Source organism: Demequina rhizosphaerae (assembly GCF_000971255.1).
In the GTDB taxonomy this organism is placed as follows: Bacteria; Actinomycetota; Actinomycetes; order Actinomycetales; family Demequinaceae; genus Demequina; species Demequina rhizosphaerae.
Genome location: NZ_BBMC01000004.1, coordinates 112078 through 126929 on the forward strand (window position 1 = coordinate 112078; position 14852 = coordinate 126929).

Here is a 14852-nt window from a genome sequence, read left to right on the forward strand (position 1 = left end):
CGATGGACTGGTTCGCGCTGCTCGTCGGGCTGCCCCTGGTGGCGGCCTGGATGTTCCGCGGGGTGCTCGTGCGGGCCCTCGTCGCCCGGCGGCGTGCGGCGCGGGCGTCGCGGGCGCCGTCCCCGGTCATGGGGTCGTGGGTGATGAGCGCCTTCGCCCTGGCGCCCGGGGAGCGGCCCACCGACGTGTGGCGCGCATCGTCCTCCGGCACCGCGGCCTGGGCCACCGTGACCACCGACGGCAACCTGGCGGTCGGCATCGAGGACGGCCGCAACCTGGTGCGGGTGCCCGTCGCGGGCCTGGGGCACGAGCCCGTCGCGACGGCGTCGGGCGCGGGCGACCCGGGGATGGTAGAAATGACGATCGTGCCCGCCCAGGGCCCCGTCGCCGTCCTCGCGCTCGAGCGCAGGGCGGCCGAGGAGCTGCGGAGGCGGGCGTCCCGAGCCTAGGAGAGCCCTCATGATCGACCACGTCGTCGCGGACCTGGCGCTGGCCGAGGCCGGCCGCAACCAGATCCGGCTGGCCGAGCAGGAGATGCCGGGCCTCATGGCCCTCCGCGAGGAGTTCGGCGAGGCGCAGCCGCTCGCGGGCGCCCGCATCGCCGGCTCGCTCCACATGACCGTGCAGACGGCCGTCCTCATCGAGACCCTCACCGCGCTGGGCGCCGACGTGCGCTGGGCGTCGTGCAACATCTTCTCCACGCAGGACGAGGCGGCGGCCGCGATCGTCGTGGGCGCGGGCACGTACTCGGCGCCCGCGGGCGTGCCGGTATTCGCGATCAAGGGCGAGACCATCCCCGAGTACTGGCAGTACACGGACAGCATCCTGCGCTGGGAGGGCCACGACGGCCCCACGATCATCCTCGACGACGGCGGCGACGCGACCCTGCTCGTGCACGAGGGCGCGCGCTTCGAGGCGCTCGGCGAGGTGCCCGCGCCGCTCGAGGAGGAGGACCCGGACTACAACGCCGAGGTCGAGGGCATGCGCGCGGTCATCCGCCGCTCGATGGCCGCCGACCCCACGCGCTTCACGCGCATGGCCGAGGTGATCGTCGGCGTGTCCGAGGAGACCACCACGGGCGTCCACCGCCTCGAGGCGATGCACCGCCGCGGCGAGCTGCTGTTCCCCGCGATCAACGTCAACGACTCCGTCACCAAGTCGAAGTTCGACAACAAGTACGGCATCCGTCACTCGCTGCCGGACGGCATCAACCGCGCCACCGACGTCCTCATGGGCGGCAAGGTCGCGTTCGTGTGCGGCTACGGCGACGTCGGCAAGGGCGCGGCCGAGGCGCTGCGCGGCCAGGGCGCGCGCGTCGTGGTGTCCGAGGTCGACCCCATCTGCGCGCTGCAGGCGGCGATGGACGGCTACGAGGTCGCGCGGGTCGAGGACTACGTCGACCGGGCCGACTTCTTCATCACGACGACCGGCAACAAGGACATCCTCCGCGTCGAGCACATGGCCGCGATGAAGGACAAGGCCGTGGTCGGCAACGTCGGCCACTTCGACAACGAGATCGACATGGCGGGCCTGGCCCGCTCGGGCGCGAAGCTCACGCCCATCAAGCCGCAGGTCGACGAGTGGGTGTTCCCCGACGGGCACTCGATCATCGTGCTGAGCGAGGGCCGCCTGCTCAACCTGGGCAACGCGACCGGCCACCCCAGCTTCGTCATGAGCGCGTCCTTCACCAACCAGGTGATCGCGCAGATCGAGCTGTGGACCAGCATCGACGCCTACCCGCTCGGCGTGCACCGCCTGCCCAAGGAGCTCGACGAGAAGGTCGCGCGCCTGCACCTCGACGCGCTCGGCGTGCGCCTCACCGAGCTGTCGCAGTCCCAGGCGGACTACATCGGCGTGCCGGTCGAGGGCCCGTTCAAGCCTGACCACTACCGGTACTGAGCCCCCGCATCGTCCCCGCGCGGGCTCAGTCCGCGTCGGGGATGCCGTAGGGCAGGCGCCGCAGCGCGTCGCCGTCCCGCTCGGCGCGCGCCATGCGCGCCTCCTCGATGCGCTGCTCGCGGTCGCGACGCTCCACCAGCACCGCCGCGAGGAACGCCTCGGGATGCGTGCCGGCCGGCGGCGGGGGAGACACGTGCGTGGCGAACTGCTGCGCGAGCCGGGTGCCGACGCGCACCCGCGAGGGCGCGTGCATGTCCGGGGCGCGGGTGAGGAACATGCGGGCCGTGAGCGCGAGGCCGTCGCCCAGCCGCGTGATGTCGGCGGTGCGGGCCCAGCCCGCGAGCCCCGCCGGCATGACGAGACGCGGCAGCGCGCGCTTCGCGCCGCGCGTGCGCATCGCGTAGGTGCCCGCGACGTAGTCGCCGATGCGCTTGCCGCGCGTGCCGAAGGCCGACACCGTCACCGCGAGCATGCCGAGCGTGCCGTAGAGCTCGAGCACGCCGAGCAGCGCGCGGGCGGCCGCGTGGCGGACGCTCACCGGCCCGCCGTCGTCCCGCACGATGCGCAGGCCGGCCGCCCAGCGCCCGAGCGAGCGGCCGCGGGTGAGGGTCTCGACGGTCATGGGGGCGAGGACGAGGCACGCGACGGTCCACACGATGACGATCGCGCGGGCCCACGCGTCGTTGAGGTCCGCCCCGGCCCGCTCGAGCATCGACAGGCCCACGATCAGCACGGTGAGGGTCACCACCATGTCGATCGCGCCGGAGAGCATCCGCAGCGGCACGGAGGCGGCGCCCGAGTCGAGCACCACGCCCTCGCCGATGAGGATCGCGTCCTCGTCCGTCATGCGTCCTCCCTGGCTGCGGCCTCCTGTGGCATCGTAGCGGCGTGGACATCGACTCCTTCGGCGCCGTGCGCGAGGCGCGTTGGGCGCGGCTCAAGGAGCTGTCGCGGGCGCGCAGGCTCACCGGCGCCGAGGCCGACGAGCTCACCCGGCTCTACCAGGCGACCGCGGGCGACCTCGCGGCCGTGCGGTCCGCCGCCCCCGAGCCGTCGGTCGTGTCCCGGCTGTCGGTGCTGCTCGCCTCGGCCCGCGTGTGGCTCACGGGCGCGCACACGGTGTCGACGCGCGACGCGCGCCGCTACCTCACCGTCGTGCTGCCGGCCGCGTTCCACCGCGTCCGGTGGTGGGGCGTCGCGGTCGCGCTCGCGGTGGTGCTGCTGGCCTGGCTGTCGGGCTGGTGGACGCTCACGCATCCGGGGTCGCTCGACCTCATCGGCCCGCCGGAGACCCGCGCGCTCATCGCGGAGGAGGAGTTCGCGAGCTACTACACCGAGTACGACTCGAGCTCGTTCTCCGCGACCGTGTGGACCAACAACGGCTGGCTCGCGGCCCAGTGCATCGCGTTCGGCATCACCGGGATCTTCCCGCTGTACCTCATGTACAACACGGTGATCCAGCTGGGCGTCGCGGGCGCGGTGATGGCGGAGGCGGGCGCGCTCGACGTCTTCTTCCAGCTCATCGCGCCGCACGGGCTGCTCGAGCTGTCGGCCGTGTTCGTCGCGGCGGGCACGGGGCTGCGGCTGTTCTGGACGATGCTCGTGCCGGGCCCGCGCCCGCGCGGGCGGGCCCTCGCGGAGGAGGGTCGCGGCGCGATCGCGGTCGCGCTGGGCCTGGTCATCGCGCTGTTCGCGTCGGGCCTCATCGAGGGCTTCGTCACGGGCTCCGCGATGCCGTGGTGGCTCAAGATCGTGATCGGGCTCGTCGCGGTCGTCGCGTTCTGGATGTACGTGTTCGTGGCCGGCCGCGCCGCGGTCCGGGCGGGCGCGACGGGCGACGCGGAGGGCGACTTCGCGACGGACCAGGCGGCGCTCGCGGGCTGAGGCGCGCGCTCGGACGCTCAGAGCCGTCCGGCCGCCTTGAGCGCGAGGTAGCGGTCGCACACCGCGGGCGCGAGGTCGTCGGGCAGCGCCAGCACCACCTCGGCGCCGAGCTGCCGCAGCCGCGTCGCGACGGCCTCCCGCTCGAGCATCGCGCGCGCGGCGGCGCCGGCGCCGTAGACCGAGTCGGCGTCCTCGCGGCCCGCCATCATCTCGCCGAGCTCGGGGTCCTCGACCGACCCGACGAGCACCTGGTGCCTGCGCTGCAGCGCCGCGACCGCCTCGATCAGGCCGGAGTCCATCGCGGACGTGTCGACCGTGGTGAGCAGCACCACGAGCGAGCGCTGCGACACCCGGGACTCGACGAGGCGCACGAGCGCCGGCCAGTCGGGCTCGAGCAGCGACGGCTCGACGGTCGCGAGCGCGTCCGCGAGCGAGGCGACTATGCGCGACCCGGTGGACGCCGCGCGCGCCTGCTCCGCGCGGTCGAAGGCGGTCGCCTGGACGCGGTCGCCCGCGTGCGCGGCGAGCGCGGCGAGCAGCAGGGCCGCCTCGATGGACGCGTCGAGGCGCGGCGCGTCGCCCACGCGGGCGGCGGACAGCCGCGCGCTGTCGAGCGCGATCACCACGCGCCGGTCGCGCTCGGGGCGGTAGGTGCGCACCACCACCTCGCCGCGCCGCGCGGTGCCGCGCCAGTCGATGGTGCGGACGTCGTCGCCGATGACGTAGTCGCGCAGCGAGTCGAACTCCGCGCCGGCGCCCTTGAGCCGGACCGCGGTGCGGCCGTCGATCTCGCGCAGCCGCACGAGGCGCGACGGCAGGTGCCGGCGCGACGCGAACTCGGGCAGCACCCGCAGCCGCGCGGGCGCCTCGAGCGAGCGCTGCCGGCCGGCGAGCCGCAGCGGGCCGTACGTGCGGATGGTCACGGGCCCGGCGTGGCGGTCGCCGCGGCGCGTCGGCGTGAGCGCCGTGCGGAACGTCTCCGTCTCGCCCGGCGCGAGAGCGAACGCGTGGCGCTCCCCGGAGGCGCCCGCGGACGGCTGCCACGCGTCGCGCACCGCGCCGCGGACCCGGCGCCGGCCCACGTTGGCCACGAGCAGCCGCGTGGTCGCGGACTGCGAGAGCCGCACGGAGCCGGGCGCCTCGCGGCGCACGCCGACCGCGTGCGTCGGCGGCGCGAGCCACGTGTCGACGAGCGCGAGCGCGACGACCCCGAGCACCCACGCCCACGCGACGGTACGCGACTGCGTCAGCGCCGCGGGGAGCGCCCCGAGCGCCGCGAGCGCGACCGTCCAACCGGTGACGTGCATGTCAGCGGGGCACCGGCACCGTCGCGAGCACCGAGGTGAGCACCGTGGCCGCCGTGACGCCCTCGAGCTCCGCCTCGGCGCGGATGCGCATGCGGTGGGCGAGGGTCCACGTCGCGAGCGCCTTGACGTCGTCGGGGGAGACGTACGTGCGGCCGCGCATCCACGCCCACGCGCGGGACGTCTGCATGAGCGCGGTCGCGCCGCGCGGGGACACGCCCAGCGACACGGACGGCGCCTCGCGGGTCGCGCGGCACAGGTCGACGATGTAGCCCACGACGTCGTCCGAGATCTCCACGCCCGCGACCTCGGCGCGCGCCCGCTCGAGGTCCGCGATCGACGCGACCGGCGCGACGCCGGCCGCCGCGAGGTCGCGCGGGTCGAAGCCGGACGCGTGCCGGCGCAGCACGTCCGCCTCGGCGTCGCGCGTCGGCAGCGGCACCGTGAGCTTCACCATGAAGCGGTCGAGCTGCGCCTCGGGGAGCGGGTACGTGCCCTCGTACTCGACGGGGTTCTGGGTCGCGATGACGAGGAACGGGTCGGGCAGCGCACGGCCCTCGCCGTCGACGGTGACCTGGCGCTCCTCCATCGCCTCGAGCAGCGCGGACTGCGTCTTCGGGGGCGTGCGGTTGATCTCGTCCGCGAGCATGAGGTTGGTGAACAGCGGCCCCTCGCGGAACGAGAACGCGGCCGTGCGCGCGTCGTAGACCAGCGAGCCGGTGACGTCGCCGGGCATGAGGTCGGGCGTGAACTGGACGCGCTTGGTGTCGACGTCGAGCGACGCGGCGAGCGCGCGCACGAGGAGCGTCTTGGCGACGCCGGGCACGCCCTCGAGCAGCACGTGCCCGCGGCACAGCAGCGCGATCACCAGACCGGTGACGATCTGGTCCTGGCCCACGACGGCCTTGCCCACCTCGGTCCGGAGCCGGCCGAGCGCGTCCCGTGCGTCCGCGGTGGCGGTCGCGGTGGACGATGCGGGGGTCTCGGCGGGCGCCTCGGCGGCGGGCATGCCCTCGGGCGGGGTGGTCTCGTTCACGGTCGGTGGACCTCGCTTTCCAGTGCGTCGAGCTCGGAGATCAGGGTGAGGAGCGCCGCGTCGTCGGCGGGCGGTGGGCCGTAGAGGAGGCGGTCGACGTCGGGCTCGGGGCGTCCCGAGGCGCGCGCCACCGCGGTGACGAGCGCGTCCCTGCCGTCGGACCGGCCCACGCCGATGCGGCGCCCCATCCGCAGCGCAGCGGCCGCGCGCAGCGACGCGGCGGAGCGGCCGGTCGCGCGGGCGCGGCGGTAGAGGCGGGCGCGCCCGCGCGTCGCCTCGGAGGCGCGCACCTCGACCGGCAGCGGCTCGCGCACGAGCGCCCCGAAGCGGCGGGCGCGCCAGAATGCGGCCAGCAGCACCGCGAGCGCGAGGGCGTACAGCGCCGTGCCGGTGCCGGGCGGCAGGAAGTCGGGGGTGGCCTCCACCTCGGTCGGCAGGTCCCCGTCGCCGCCGGCGCCGGCCCACGTGAGCAGGCTCGGGTCGAGCCCGTCGGCGACGTACCAGACCGCGTCGGCGTGGCGGCCGAGGGTGCGGGTCGCGAGCGCCGCGTGGCCGGCCGCGTCGAGCCGCGCGTTGGTGAGCAGCTCCGCCGACGCGATCGCGGTGACCGTGCGGGTGCCGTCGTCGACGCGCGCGAGGGCCGCGAGCCCGGACCGCTGCGTGAAGCACAGCTCGCCTCCGTCGCCCGCCGCGGCGAGCCCGAGCACGTCGACCCGCGCGGTCCCGGCGGCGAGCGCGTCGGGGTCGTCGCACCCCGCGGGCACGGTCTCGGGCAGCAGCACGGGCTCCTCGGTCGCGTCGATGCCGAGCGCCGCGAGCGCGTCGCCGGACTCGCCGAGCAGCACGAGGTCGCCCGGGTAGTCGAGGAGCGAGCGCACCTGCCCGCCGGTGAGCAGGGACGCGTTCGCGATGACGACGGTGGTGGCGTCGGGGTCGCGCACGGCGGACCGGGCGAGACGGTCGACCTGGCGCACCTCGACGCCGTGGGCGCGCAGGATCTGCGCGAGCGCGCGGGTGCCGGTCGGGGTCGAGTTCTCGGTCGACAGCGGCACGTAGTCGCCGGGCCGCGCGCCGATGACGAGCATCGCGACGAGGCCGCCGAGCAGCACGACGGCGGCGATGCCGAGCCGGCCGCGGCGCGCCCGGGCGCGCAGGCCCGGGCCCCTCGCGGTGGTGACGAGCTCGCCGGTCGCGGTCGCGGTCGCGGTCACGTCGCCTCCGCCGGGGCGAGGCGGGGCCGCGCGGACGCGCACGCGCGCATCGTCTCCAGCACGTGCGCGTAGGTCGCCTCGGTGGCCGCCACGTGCCCGTAGCGGATCCCGTCGAAGGCGTCCGCATCGGTGCGCAGCCGTCCGGCGAGGTCCGGCAGGGCCGCGCCCGCGCGCGCGGCGGCCTCGGCCGCGGTGAGGCCGGGGCCGAGCACGATGACGTCGCGCTCCGCGAGGCGGCGCACGAGCGCGCGGTAGAGGTCGAGCGTGGCGGAGGCCCAGTCGCCGGACGATGCGGCGGCGCGGGCCGCCTCGGCCAGCGCGTCGGCGCCGCGCTCGTCCGCGAAGAGGCCCTCCTCGGCGGCGGCCCGCCGGTTGCGGCGCATCGGCCCCACCACCAGCCACAGCACGAGCGCGACCAGCGCGAGCCCCACGAGCACCGCGACGACCGTCCCGGTGGGTCCGGCGGTGCCGCCCACGCCGTCGCCGAGCCCCTCGAGGAGGTCGGAGAACCAGCGCAGCACCCGCTCGAGCCACGACGTGCCGCCCTCGCGGTACTCGTCCTTCGCGAGCTCCTCGACCGCCCATCGGCGCGCGGTGTCCGCGTCGGGTGTCAGCGGCGGGGCGTCGAGGCTCACGCGCGGCGCGCCTCGGCGGCCTCGGCGAGCGTGAGGTCGAAGCCCTCGTGGCGGATGCGCAGGTCGATGAGCAGCAGCGCGAACAGCGACCCCAGGTACGAGTACGTGAGGACGTACGAGATCACCAGCGACAGGGCCAGCACGAGCGCGAACGCGATGCCCAGCACGACGACGCTGTCGGGAGCGACGAGCGTGACGGCCATGGCACCGAAGCCGCCCACCTGGTTGACGACGCTCGACACGAGCCCGATGAGCACGGTGGCCACGAGCACGACGAGCACCGACCACCAGAAGCGGCCCTTGAGCAGGCGCGTGGTGCGGCGGATCGCGTCGATCGCGCCGCGTCGCTCGAGCACGATGACGGGCCGCGCGATGCCGCCCACCAGCGTGACGAGGCCGCCCACGGGGATCGCGACGGCCGCGGCGAACAGCAGCCCCAGCACGATCCCGGAGACGCTCTCGTTCGCCGCCGCGATCGTCACGGGCACGACGGCGAGCACGATGCCGGCGGCGAGCGTGACCGAGGCGAGCAGGTACAGCAGCAGCAGCGAGCCGATGCGGGGGCGGACGGCCCTCCACGCCTCGGCGAGCCTCACGCGCTCGCCGAGCGCGCCGCGCGCGACGCCGGGGGCGACGACGGCGCTCGAGAAGACGTCCGCGAGCAGCGCCGCCACGATCGCGGCGATGAAGACGCCGATGGTGCTGCCCGAGATCGCGTCCGCCTGCGAGGTCGGGTCCATGAGCGCGAGCGACGGGTCGGTGAAGAGCAGCCACATGGCCGCGACCATGAGCACGGTCGCGCCGAGCGTGAGGAGCAGCGGCCCACCCACCACGACGGCGCGGTTGTATCGCATCGCGCGGAAGGGCAGGCCCAGCAGGTCGCCGAAGCCGAGCGGGCGCAGCGGCATGAAGCCCGGCTGCCACGAGGCCGCGGTGGGGGCGGCCGGCATCGTCGCCGTCGCCGTGGGCGCCGACGGCGGGCCGGGAGCCGCGTGCGGCGGGGCGGGCGGCGCGGGCCACGCGGGCGCGGATCCGGGCGCGGGCGAGGACGATGCGGGGGTCGCCCCGCTATCAGGGGAGACGGGCGTGGGGGCGGCCCATCCGGCGGCCTCGTCGCGGTCGTCCATGGCGTCCTCTCGGTGCGGTCCCGCCCATCCTGCCACGCGCTGCGAGGGCTCCGGGGGAGCCGTCGGCATAATGGGGGCATGACGGCGAAGATCCTGGTGGTCGACGATGATCCCGCAGTGGCCGAGATGCTCGGCATCGTGCTGCGCGGGGACGGTTTCGAGACGGTGTTCTGCGACCACGGAGACGAGGCGGTGGCGGCGTTCCGCGCGACCAACCCCGACGTGATCCTGCTGGACCTCATGCTGCCGGGGAGGTCCGGCATCGACATCTGCCGCGAGATTCGCGCCGAGTCGGGCGTGCCGATCATCATGCTCACCGCGAAGTCGGAGACGGTCGACGTGGTGCTCGGCCTCGAGTCCGGCGCGGACGACTACGTCCCCAAGCCCTTCAAGCCGCGCGAGCTCATCGCCCGCGTGCGCGCCCGCCTGCGCCGCAACGACAACGCGACGCCGGCCGTGGTGCGCGTCGCGGACCTCGAGATCGACGTCACGGGCCACCGCGTCACGCGCGGCGGCGAGGTCATCCCGCTCACGCCGCTCGAGTTCGACGTGCTCGTCACGCTCGCCCGCAGCCCCGGCCAGGTGTTCACGCGCGAGGTGCTGCTCGAGGACGTGTGGGGCTACCGTCACGCCGCGGACACCCGCCTCGTCAACGTGCACATCCAGCGCCTGCGGGCGAAGGTCGAGAAGGATCCGGAGAACCCCGAGATCATCCTCACGGTGCGCGGCGTCGGCTACAAGGCGGGTGGCGTCGTGTCGTGAGGCTCACCCCTCGCTCCCTCTGGGCCAACCTGGCGAAGGGCCCGCGACGGGTGTGGCGCCGCTTCCGCGGCTCGCTGCTGCTGCGCGTCGTCGTGAGCACGATGGTGCTGGGCCTCGGCGCGGTCATCGTCATCGGCGCGCTCGTCAGCACCCAGATCCGCGACGGCCTGGTCCAGACCCGCGTCGACCGCATCCTCGCGGAGACCGCGCGCGACGCCACCAGCGCGCAGGAGAACGTCGACGCCTCGACCGCGGAGAGCTCGGGCGACCTCCAGCAGCTCGTCTACGACCTGCTCGACGGGCTCGGCACGCTCGGCGGCAACTCGCGCGGCCTCGTGCTGCTGCGCGATCCGGCCAATACGTCGGGGGTGCTGCTGTCGACGCCGGTGTCCGACGCCGAGCTCGTCGACGTCATCACGCCCGAGATGCGCGACGCGGTGCAGGCGGGCGCGGCCCAGTCGTGGCAGTTCGTCGCGATGCCGGACACGGGCGACCCGGGCGTCGTCGTCGGCGTCCCCTTCACCATCCGCGTCGCGGGGGAGTACGAGCTGTACTTCGTCTACTCGCTCGCCGACGAGCAGGCGACGCTCAGCCTCATCCAGCGCGTGCTCGCCGTCGGCGGCGTGGCGCTCATGCTGCTGCTCGGCGTGCTCACGTTCCAGGTGACGCGCCAGACGGTGCGGCCCGTGCGCCAGGCCGCGCGCGTCGCGTCGCGCCTCGCGGAGGGCATCCTGTCCGAGCGCATGACGGTGCGCGGCCAGGACGAGATGGCGACCCTCGCGCGCACGTTCAACGAGATGGCCGAGTCCCTCCAGCGCCAGATCACCCGCATGGAGGAGCTCTCGCGCCTCCAGCGCCGCTTCGTCTCCGACGTCTCGCACGAGCTCCGCACCCCGCTCACCACCATCCGCATGGCCTCCGACGTGCTGCACGATGCGCGCCCCGGCTTCCCGCCCGAGGTCGCCCGGTCCGCGGAGCTGCTCGACACGCAGATCGACCGCTTCGAGTCGCTGCTGTCCGACCTGCTCGAGATCTCCCGCATCGACGCGGGCGCCGCGCAGCTCGAGTTCGACGACATGTCCCTCGCGGACGTGGTCCGCGACCAGGTCGAGGCAATGGTGCCCGCCGCGCGGAGCCAGGGCGTCGAGCTGCGGCTGTGGGTCGCCAAGGGCGACCACGTCGCCTCGATGGACCGGCCCCGCGTCGCGCGCATCGTCCGCAACCTCCTGTCCAACGCGATCGAGCACGCGCAGCGCCGCCCCGTGGACGTCGTGGTGGCGTCCACCAACCGCGCGGTCGCGGTGGTGGTGCGCGACTACGGCATCGGCCTCACGCCGCAGCAGGCGCAGCGGGTCTTCGACCGGTTCTGGCGCGCCGACTCCGCCCGCGCCCGCACCATGGGCGGCACCGGGTTGGGCCTGGCGATCGCCCGCGAGGACGCCCAGCTCCACGGCGGCAAGCTCGAGGCCTGGGGCCTGCCCGGCAAGGGCGCGAGCTTCCGGCTCCAGCTGCCCCGCACGTCGCGCGGGCTGGGCCAGCACCCGCCGCTCCCGCTCGTGATCGCGGAGCTCGACTACGGCACCATCGCCGAGCGCATCACGCTCGAGTCCGACCGCAGGGAGGTCGCGCCATGAGGATGAGGATCGCCGCCGTGTGCGCGGCGGCCGCGCTCGCGCTCGGGGCGTGCGCCTCGATCCCCACGTCCGGGGCCGTCAACGAGGGCACGGGTGAGGTCGAGGGGGCCGAGCCGTTCGTGCCGTTCGCCGAGGGCCCGCAGATCGGTGACAGCGTCAACGCGATCGTGTCGGGCTTCATCCAGGCCACCGCGGCGGGCTTCGCCTCGGACTTCTCCGTGGCGCGCGAGTACCTCACGGTGCCCGCGCGCGCGGACTGGGACCCGCTCGCGCAGGTCACCGTCTACGACTCGGGCGCGCTCACGCCGGACTACGACGAGGCCGCGGGCCGCGTCGTCTACTCGGTGCCGGTGGCCGCGTGGATCGACGACGCGGGCCGCATGGTCGAGGCCGAGTCCGGCACCCAGACCCAGCTCGAGTTCCAGGTGGCGCGGGACGTCGGCGGCGAGTGGCGCATCTCGGGTCTCGAGGACGGCTCGCTGCTCGCCGAGGCCACCTTCAACCGCGTCTTCCTGCCCGTCTCGCTGGTCTTCGCGACCGCCGACGGGTCGACGGTGGTGCCCGAGCTGCGGTGGCTGCCGTCGACCAACGTCGCGACGTGGGCCGCGCGCGAGCTCGTCGCGGGCCCCTCGCCGTGGCTCGCCAACGCGGTCACCTCGGGCTTCCCCGCCGGGTCCGCGCTCGCGGTCGACTCCGTGGTGGTGACGGACGGCGTCGCCAAGGTCCAGCTCGCCTCCGAGTCGGCCGGCACGCCCGCGGAGCGCGCGCTCGCGGAGCAGCAGCTGCGGCTCACGCTCACGGCCCTGCCGGGGGTGCGCGAGGTCGAGGTGACGGTCGCCGGCGTGCCGCTCGTGGCCGAGCCGGTCGACACGCTGTCCCGCGGCCCCGTCCCCGAGGGCGTCGCGGCCGTGTTCATCGACGGCCGCCTGGGCCTGTGGGACGGGGACGAGCTGTCCGTCGTGCCGGACCGCGTGGGCGCGCTGCCCGCCGGCGCCGCCGACCTCGCCACGTCCTACACGGGCGAGCGCGTCGCCTTCCGCGTCGGCGAGGACCGCATCGTCGTGTCCGACGCGCTCGCCGGCGGCGTCGACACCCTCGTGCCGTACGAGGACGCCGGCCGCCCCCGCGGCGAGATGGAGGTCACCACCGTCGTCGAGGGCGCGGACCTGGTCGCGCCCACGTTCGACCGCTACGGCTGGCTGTGGACCGCGGAGTCGGTCGACCCGGAGTCCGTGACCGCGGTGTCCGAGGACGGCGGCGTCATGGCGCTCGACGCGCGCTGGCTCGCGGGCCGCACGGTGCAGCAGATCGTGCCGTCGCGCGACGGCGCCCGCGTCCTCGTGGTGTCGCGGTCGGGCGCCCAGACGGTCGTCGAGGTCGCCGAGGTGGTGAGGTCGGAGTCGGGCGAGCCCCTCAGCATCGGAGAGCCGCTGCAGATCGGCGCGAACATCGGCACGACCGTGGACGCCATCTGGGTCGACGACTCGTCGGTGGCGCTGCTCGGGTCGTCGAGCGGCGACGAGACGGCGCCGCTGTGGATCGTCGCGGTGGGCGGCCGCACCACCGAGGATGCGGCCGTGTCCGACGCGGTCGCGATGTCGGCTCGTCACGGCGACCGGTCGATCACGCTCGTCTCGAAGGACGGGACGGTGCGCGAGCGCGCCGGCACCGGCTGGTCCGCGGTCGCCTCAGGGGTCGACGACCTCGCGTACGCGGGCTGAGCCCGGGGCCGGTGTCCCCGGCACCGCCGGGCATCCGCATCGTCGCCGCGCGCGGGGACGAGGCGCATGCCCGCTCCCGCCGTGCCCGAGCCTGGTCCCGTGGAGGGTCCCGGACCGCTCGCGCGCCTCGCGCGGCTCGTCGTGCCCGTCGCGTGCCCCGGCTGCGGGCTCGACGACGTGCCGTGGTGCGAGGCGTGCGAGGCGCCGTGGTGGGAACCGCCGCTGCGGTGCGAGACGGGGGCGCCGCGTCTCGACGGCCTCACGCCGCCGCTGCCGGTGTGGTCGGTCGCGGAGCTCGACGGTGCCGCGCACGGGGTCGTCGCCGCGTGGAAGGACGCGGGGCGGCGGGACCTGGGCGCGCTGCTGGGCCCCGCCCTCGAACGTGCCGCGGCCGCCGTCGCCCCGGCGCTCGGGCCCGCCGTCGCCTCGGCCCCGGTCGCGGTGGTGCCGTGCCCGGCGCGCGCCGCGCACACGCGGCGGCGGGGCGTCGACCTGCCGCTCCTGCTCGCCCGCGCCGCGGCCGCCGGCCTCGCGACGGGCGGGGTCGCGGCGGAGGCGGTCGACGCGCTGCTGCCCGCCCGGGGCGCGTCGCGCGGCGCGGGGGACCGCGGGAGATGGCGCGCGGGCGCGGGCCGCGTGCGCGCATCCGTGGCGCGCCGCGGCGGGCCTCGGCCCGCGCTCCTCGTCGACGACGTGGTCACCACCGGGGCGACGCTGGCCCGCGCCGCGGGCGCCCTGAGGGGCTCCCCGCTGGTGCCCGTCGGGGCGCTCGTCCTGGCATCGGCCCCGGCACCTGGGGAAGTGCTGAGAGTCCGTCCCGCAAGCCCGTCCGGCGCGCTAGGGTAGGAGGTCCAGGACGACGAAGAACGTCGGACACCTTCCAGGCGAGGAGGTGATGCACCAGGCGCGACAAGCGCCGACCCCTTGCCCCTGGCCCCTGCGGGGCCCCAGCGACAGTGAAGGAGTTTTCGTCATGGACATCGCCATCGTGGGACGTCACACCAAGGTCTCCGAGGACATGCGGCAGAGGATCTTCGAGAAGATGGAGAAGGTCGAGGCCCTGGCCCCTCGCGCGACCCGAGCGGACGTTCATGTGGTCCATGAGAGGAATCCCAAGCACGCCAACGACCGCGAGCGCGTCGAGATCACGGTGCGCGGACGTGGAGTCGTGCGCGCCGAGGCGGCTGCCGAGGACCGGTTCGTCGCGCTCGACGGCGCGATGCAGAAGCTGATCGAGCAGCTGCGCAAGCTCCACGAGCGCAAGGCCCACCGTCACCAGGGCAAGAGCGGGCTGCACACGGTGCCCGCGCCCGAGCCGGTGGAGGACGCCGTGGACGACCGCGCATCCAGCGTCGAGGCGTGGGAGGGTGCGCCGGAGGGCTCGCACCGCGAGATCCCCATCGACGGCACGCCGATCGTCATCCGGTCCAAGACCCACGCGGCCACGCCGATGACGGTCGCGGACGCGCTCGACCAGATGGAGCTCGTCGGCCACGACTTCTTCCTCTTCCACGACGTCGACTCCGGCCTCGCGTCCGCGGTGTACCGCCGGCGCGGCTGGACGTACGGCGTGATCCACCTCGAGCAGGCGGCGGCCGAGGAGGCCCGCGAGACCGCCTGATCCCTGTCGCGGCGGGGC

14 protein-coding genes are annotated in these 14852 nt (G+C 75.2%); 8 read left to right on the forward strand and 6 right to left on the reverse strand.

Going from position 1 to position 14852, the window contains the following annotated elements; genetic code table 11:
• Window positions 1-2: 2 nt before the first annotated feature.
• Together AOM07_RS06705 and ahcY are read left to right on the forward strand one after the other, a co-directional pair.
• Entirely contained in the window at window positions 3-449 is a 447-nt protein-coding gene (locus tag AOM07_RS06705) for a hypothetical protein (RefSeq protein WP_062312035.1), read from the forward strand.
• Between the two features lie 10 nt (window positions 450-459).
• Window positions 460-1899 carry an adenosylhomocysteinase gene (ahcY, locus tag AOM07_RS06710; protein ID WP_062312036.1) on the forward strand — a complete coding sequence of 480 codons (1440 nt, stop codon included), beginning with the start codon at window positions 460-462 and terminating at the stop codon, window positions 1897-1899.
• Between the two features lie 25 nt (window positions 1900-1924).
• On the opposite strand, the gene AOM07_RS06715 is transcribed toward ahcY, so the two are convergent.
• A complete protein-coding gene (locus tag AOM07_RS06715) occupies window positions 1925-2746 on the reverse strand; it encodes an RDD family protein (RefSeq protein ID WP_062312038.1) in 822 nt (273 codons plus the stop codon).
• Window positions 2747-2787: 41 nt separating this feature from the next.
• Between AOM07_RS06715 and AOM07_RS06720 the strand changes: the two genes are divergently transcribed.
• Window positions 2788-3783 carry a stage II sporulation protein M gene (locus tag AOM07_RS06720; protein WP_062312040.1) on the forward strand — a complete coding sequence of 332 codons (996 nt, stop codon included), beginning with the start codon at window positions 2788-2790 and terminating at the stop codon, window positions 3781-3783.
• A gap of 17 nt (window positions 3784-3800) precedes the next feature.
• Here AOM07_RS06720 and AOM07_RS06725 read toward each other — a convergent pair whose 3' ends face one another.
• The 5 genes from AOM07_RS06725 to AOM07_RS06745 are packed head-to-tail and all read right to left on the reverse strand — an operon-like array spanning window position 3801 to window position 9096.
• Window positions 3801-5090, reverse strand: coding sequence for a DUF58 domain-containing protein (locus AOM07_RS06725; protein ID WP_062312042.1), 1290 nt, complete (start codon window positions 5088-5090; stop codon window positions 3801-3803).
• 1 nt (window position 5091) lies between these two features.
• On the reverse strand, window positions 5092-6096 hold the full coding sequence (locus tag AOM07_RS06730; RefSeq protein ID WP_062312600.1) for an AAA family ATPase: 1005 nt from the start codon (window positions 6094-6096) through the stop codon (window positions 5092-5094).
• 23 nt (window positions 6097-6119) lie between these two features.
• Complete coding sequence (locus AOM07_RS06735; protein ID WP_156171844.1) at window positions 6120-7334, reverse strand: DUF4350 domain-containing protein; 1215 nt, start codon at window positions 7332-7334, stop codon at window positions 6120-6122.
• A complete protein-coding gene (locus AOM07_RS14680) occupies window positions 7331-7969 on the reverse strand; it encodes a DUF4129 domain-containing protein (RefSeq protein WP_062312048.1) in 639 nt (212 codons plus the stop codon). Before AOM07_RS14680 ends, AOM07_RS06735 begins: the two co-directional genes overlap by 4 nt.
• Window positions 7966-9096 carry a hypothetical protein gene (locus AOM07_RS06745; protein ID WP_062312051.1) on the reverse strand — a complete coding sequence of 377 codons (1131 nt, stop codon included), beginning with the start codon at window positions 9094-9096 and terminating at the stop codon, window positions 7966-7968. The genes AOM07_RS14680 and AOM07_RS06745 overlap by 4 nt, the downstream gene beginning before the upstream one ends.
• Before the next feature lie 78 nt (window positions 9097-9174).
• Here AOM07_RS06745 and mtrA point away from each other — a divergent pair, with 78 nt between their 5' ends.
• The 5 genes from mtrA to hpf all read left to right on the forward strand — a co-directional run bounded on the left by mtrA (window position 9175) and on the right by hpf (window position 14834).
• On the forward strand, window positions 9175-9858 hold the full coding sequence (gene mtrA, locus AOM07_RS06750; protein ID WP_062312054.1) for an MtrAB system response regulator MtrA: 684 nt from the start codon (window positions 9175-9177) through the stop codon (window positions 9856-9858).
• A complete protein-coding gene (gene mtrB / locus AOM07_RS06755; protein WP_156165235.1) occupies window positions 9855-11492 on the forward strand; it encodes an MtrAB system histidine kinase MtrB in 1638 nt (545 codons plus the stop codon). Before mtrA ends, mtrB begins: the two co-directional genes overlap by 4 nt.
• The gene (locus AOM07_RS06760; protein ID WP_156171845.1) at window positions 11489-13213 is read left to right on the forward strand and encodes an LpqB family beta-propeller domain-containing protein; all 1725 of its coding nucleotides are present in this window, start codon (window positions 11489-11491) and stop codon (window positions 13211-13213) included. Before mtrB ends, AOM07_RS06760 begins: the two co-directional genes overlap by 4 nt.
• Before the next feature lie 99 nt (window positions 13214-13312).
• Window positions 13313-14059 carry a ComF family protein gene (locus AOM07_RS06765; RefSeq protein ID WP_228374399.1) on the forward strand — a complete coding sequence of 249 codons (747 nt, stop codon included), beginning with the start codon at window positions 13313-13315 and terminating at the stop codon, window positions 14057-14059.
• A gap of 127 nt (window positions 14060-14186) precedes the next feature.
• A complete protein-coding gene (gene hpf, locus AOM07_RS06770; RefSeq protein ID WP_062312066.1) occupies window positions 14187-14834 on the forward strand; it encodes a ribosome hibernation-promoting factor, HPF/YfiA family in 648 nt (215 codons plus the stop codon).
• Window positions 14835-14852 lie beyond the last annotated feature (18 nt).

Bases quoted from the DNA above. Each gene is read 5' to 3' on its own strand.
- AOM07_RS06705 (WP_062312035.1), top strand. From the start codon at position 3: ATGGACTGGTTCGCGCTGCTCGTCGGGCTGCCCCTGGTGGCGGCCTGG.
- ahcY (WP_062312036.1), top strand. From the start codon at position 460: ATGATCGACCACGTCGTCGCGGACCTGGCGCTGGCCGAGGCCGGCCGC.
- AOM07_RS06715 (WP_062312038.1), bottom strand. From the start codon at position 2,746: ATGACGGACGAGGACGCGATCCTCATCGGCGAGGGCGTGGTGCTCGAC.
- AOM07_RS06725 (WP_062312042.1), bottom strand. From the start codon at position 5,090: ATGCACGTCACCGGTTGGACGGTCGCGCTCGCGGCGCTCGGGGCGCTC.
- AOM07_RS06730 (WP_062312600.1), bottom strand. From the start codon at position 6,096: ATGCCCGCCGCCGAGGCGCCCGCCGAGACCCCCGCATCGTCCACCGCG.
- AOM07_RS06745 (WP_062312051.1), bottom strand. From the start codon at position 9,096: ATGGACGACCGCGACGAGGCCGCCGGATGGGCCGCCCCCACGCCCGTC.
- mtrA (WP_062312054.1), top strand. From the start codon at position 9,175: ATGACGGCGAAGATCCTGGTGGTCGACGATGATCCCGCAGTGGCCGAG.
- AOM07_RS06760 (WP_156171845.1), top strand. From the start codon at position 11,489: ATGAGGATGAGGATCGCCGCCGTGTGCGCGGCGGCCGCGCTCGCGCTC.
- hpf (WP_062312066.1), top strand. From the start codon at position 14,187: ATGGACATCGCCATCGTGGGACGTCACACCAAGGTCTCCGAGGACATG.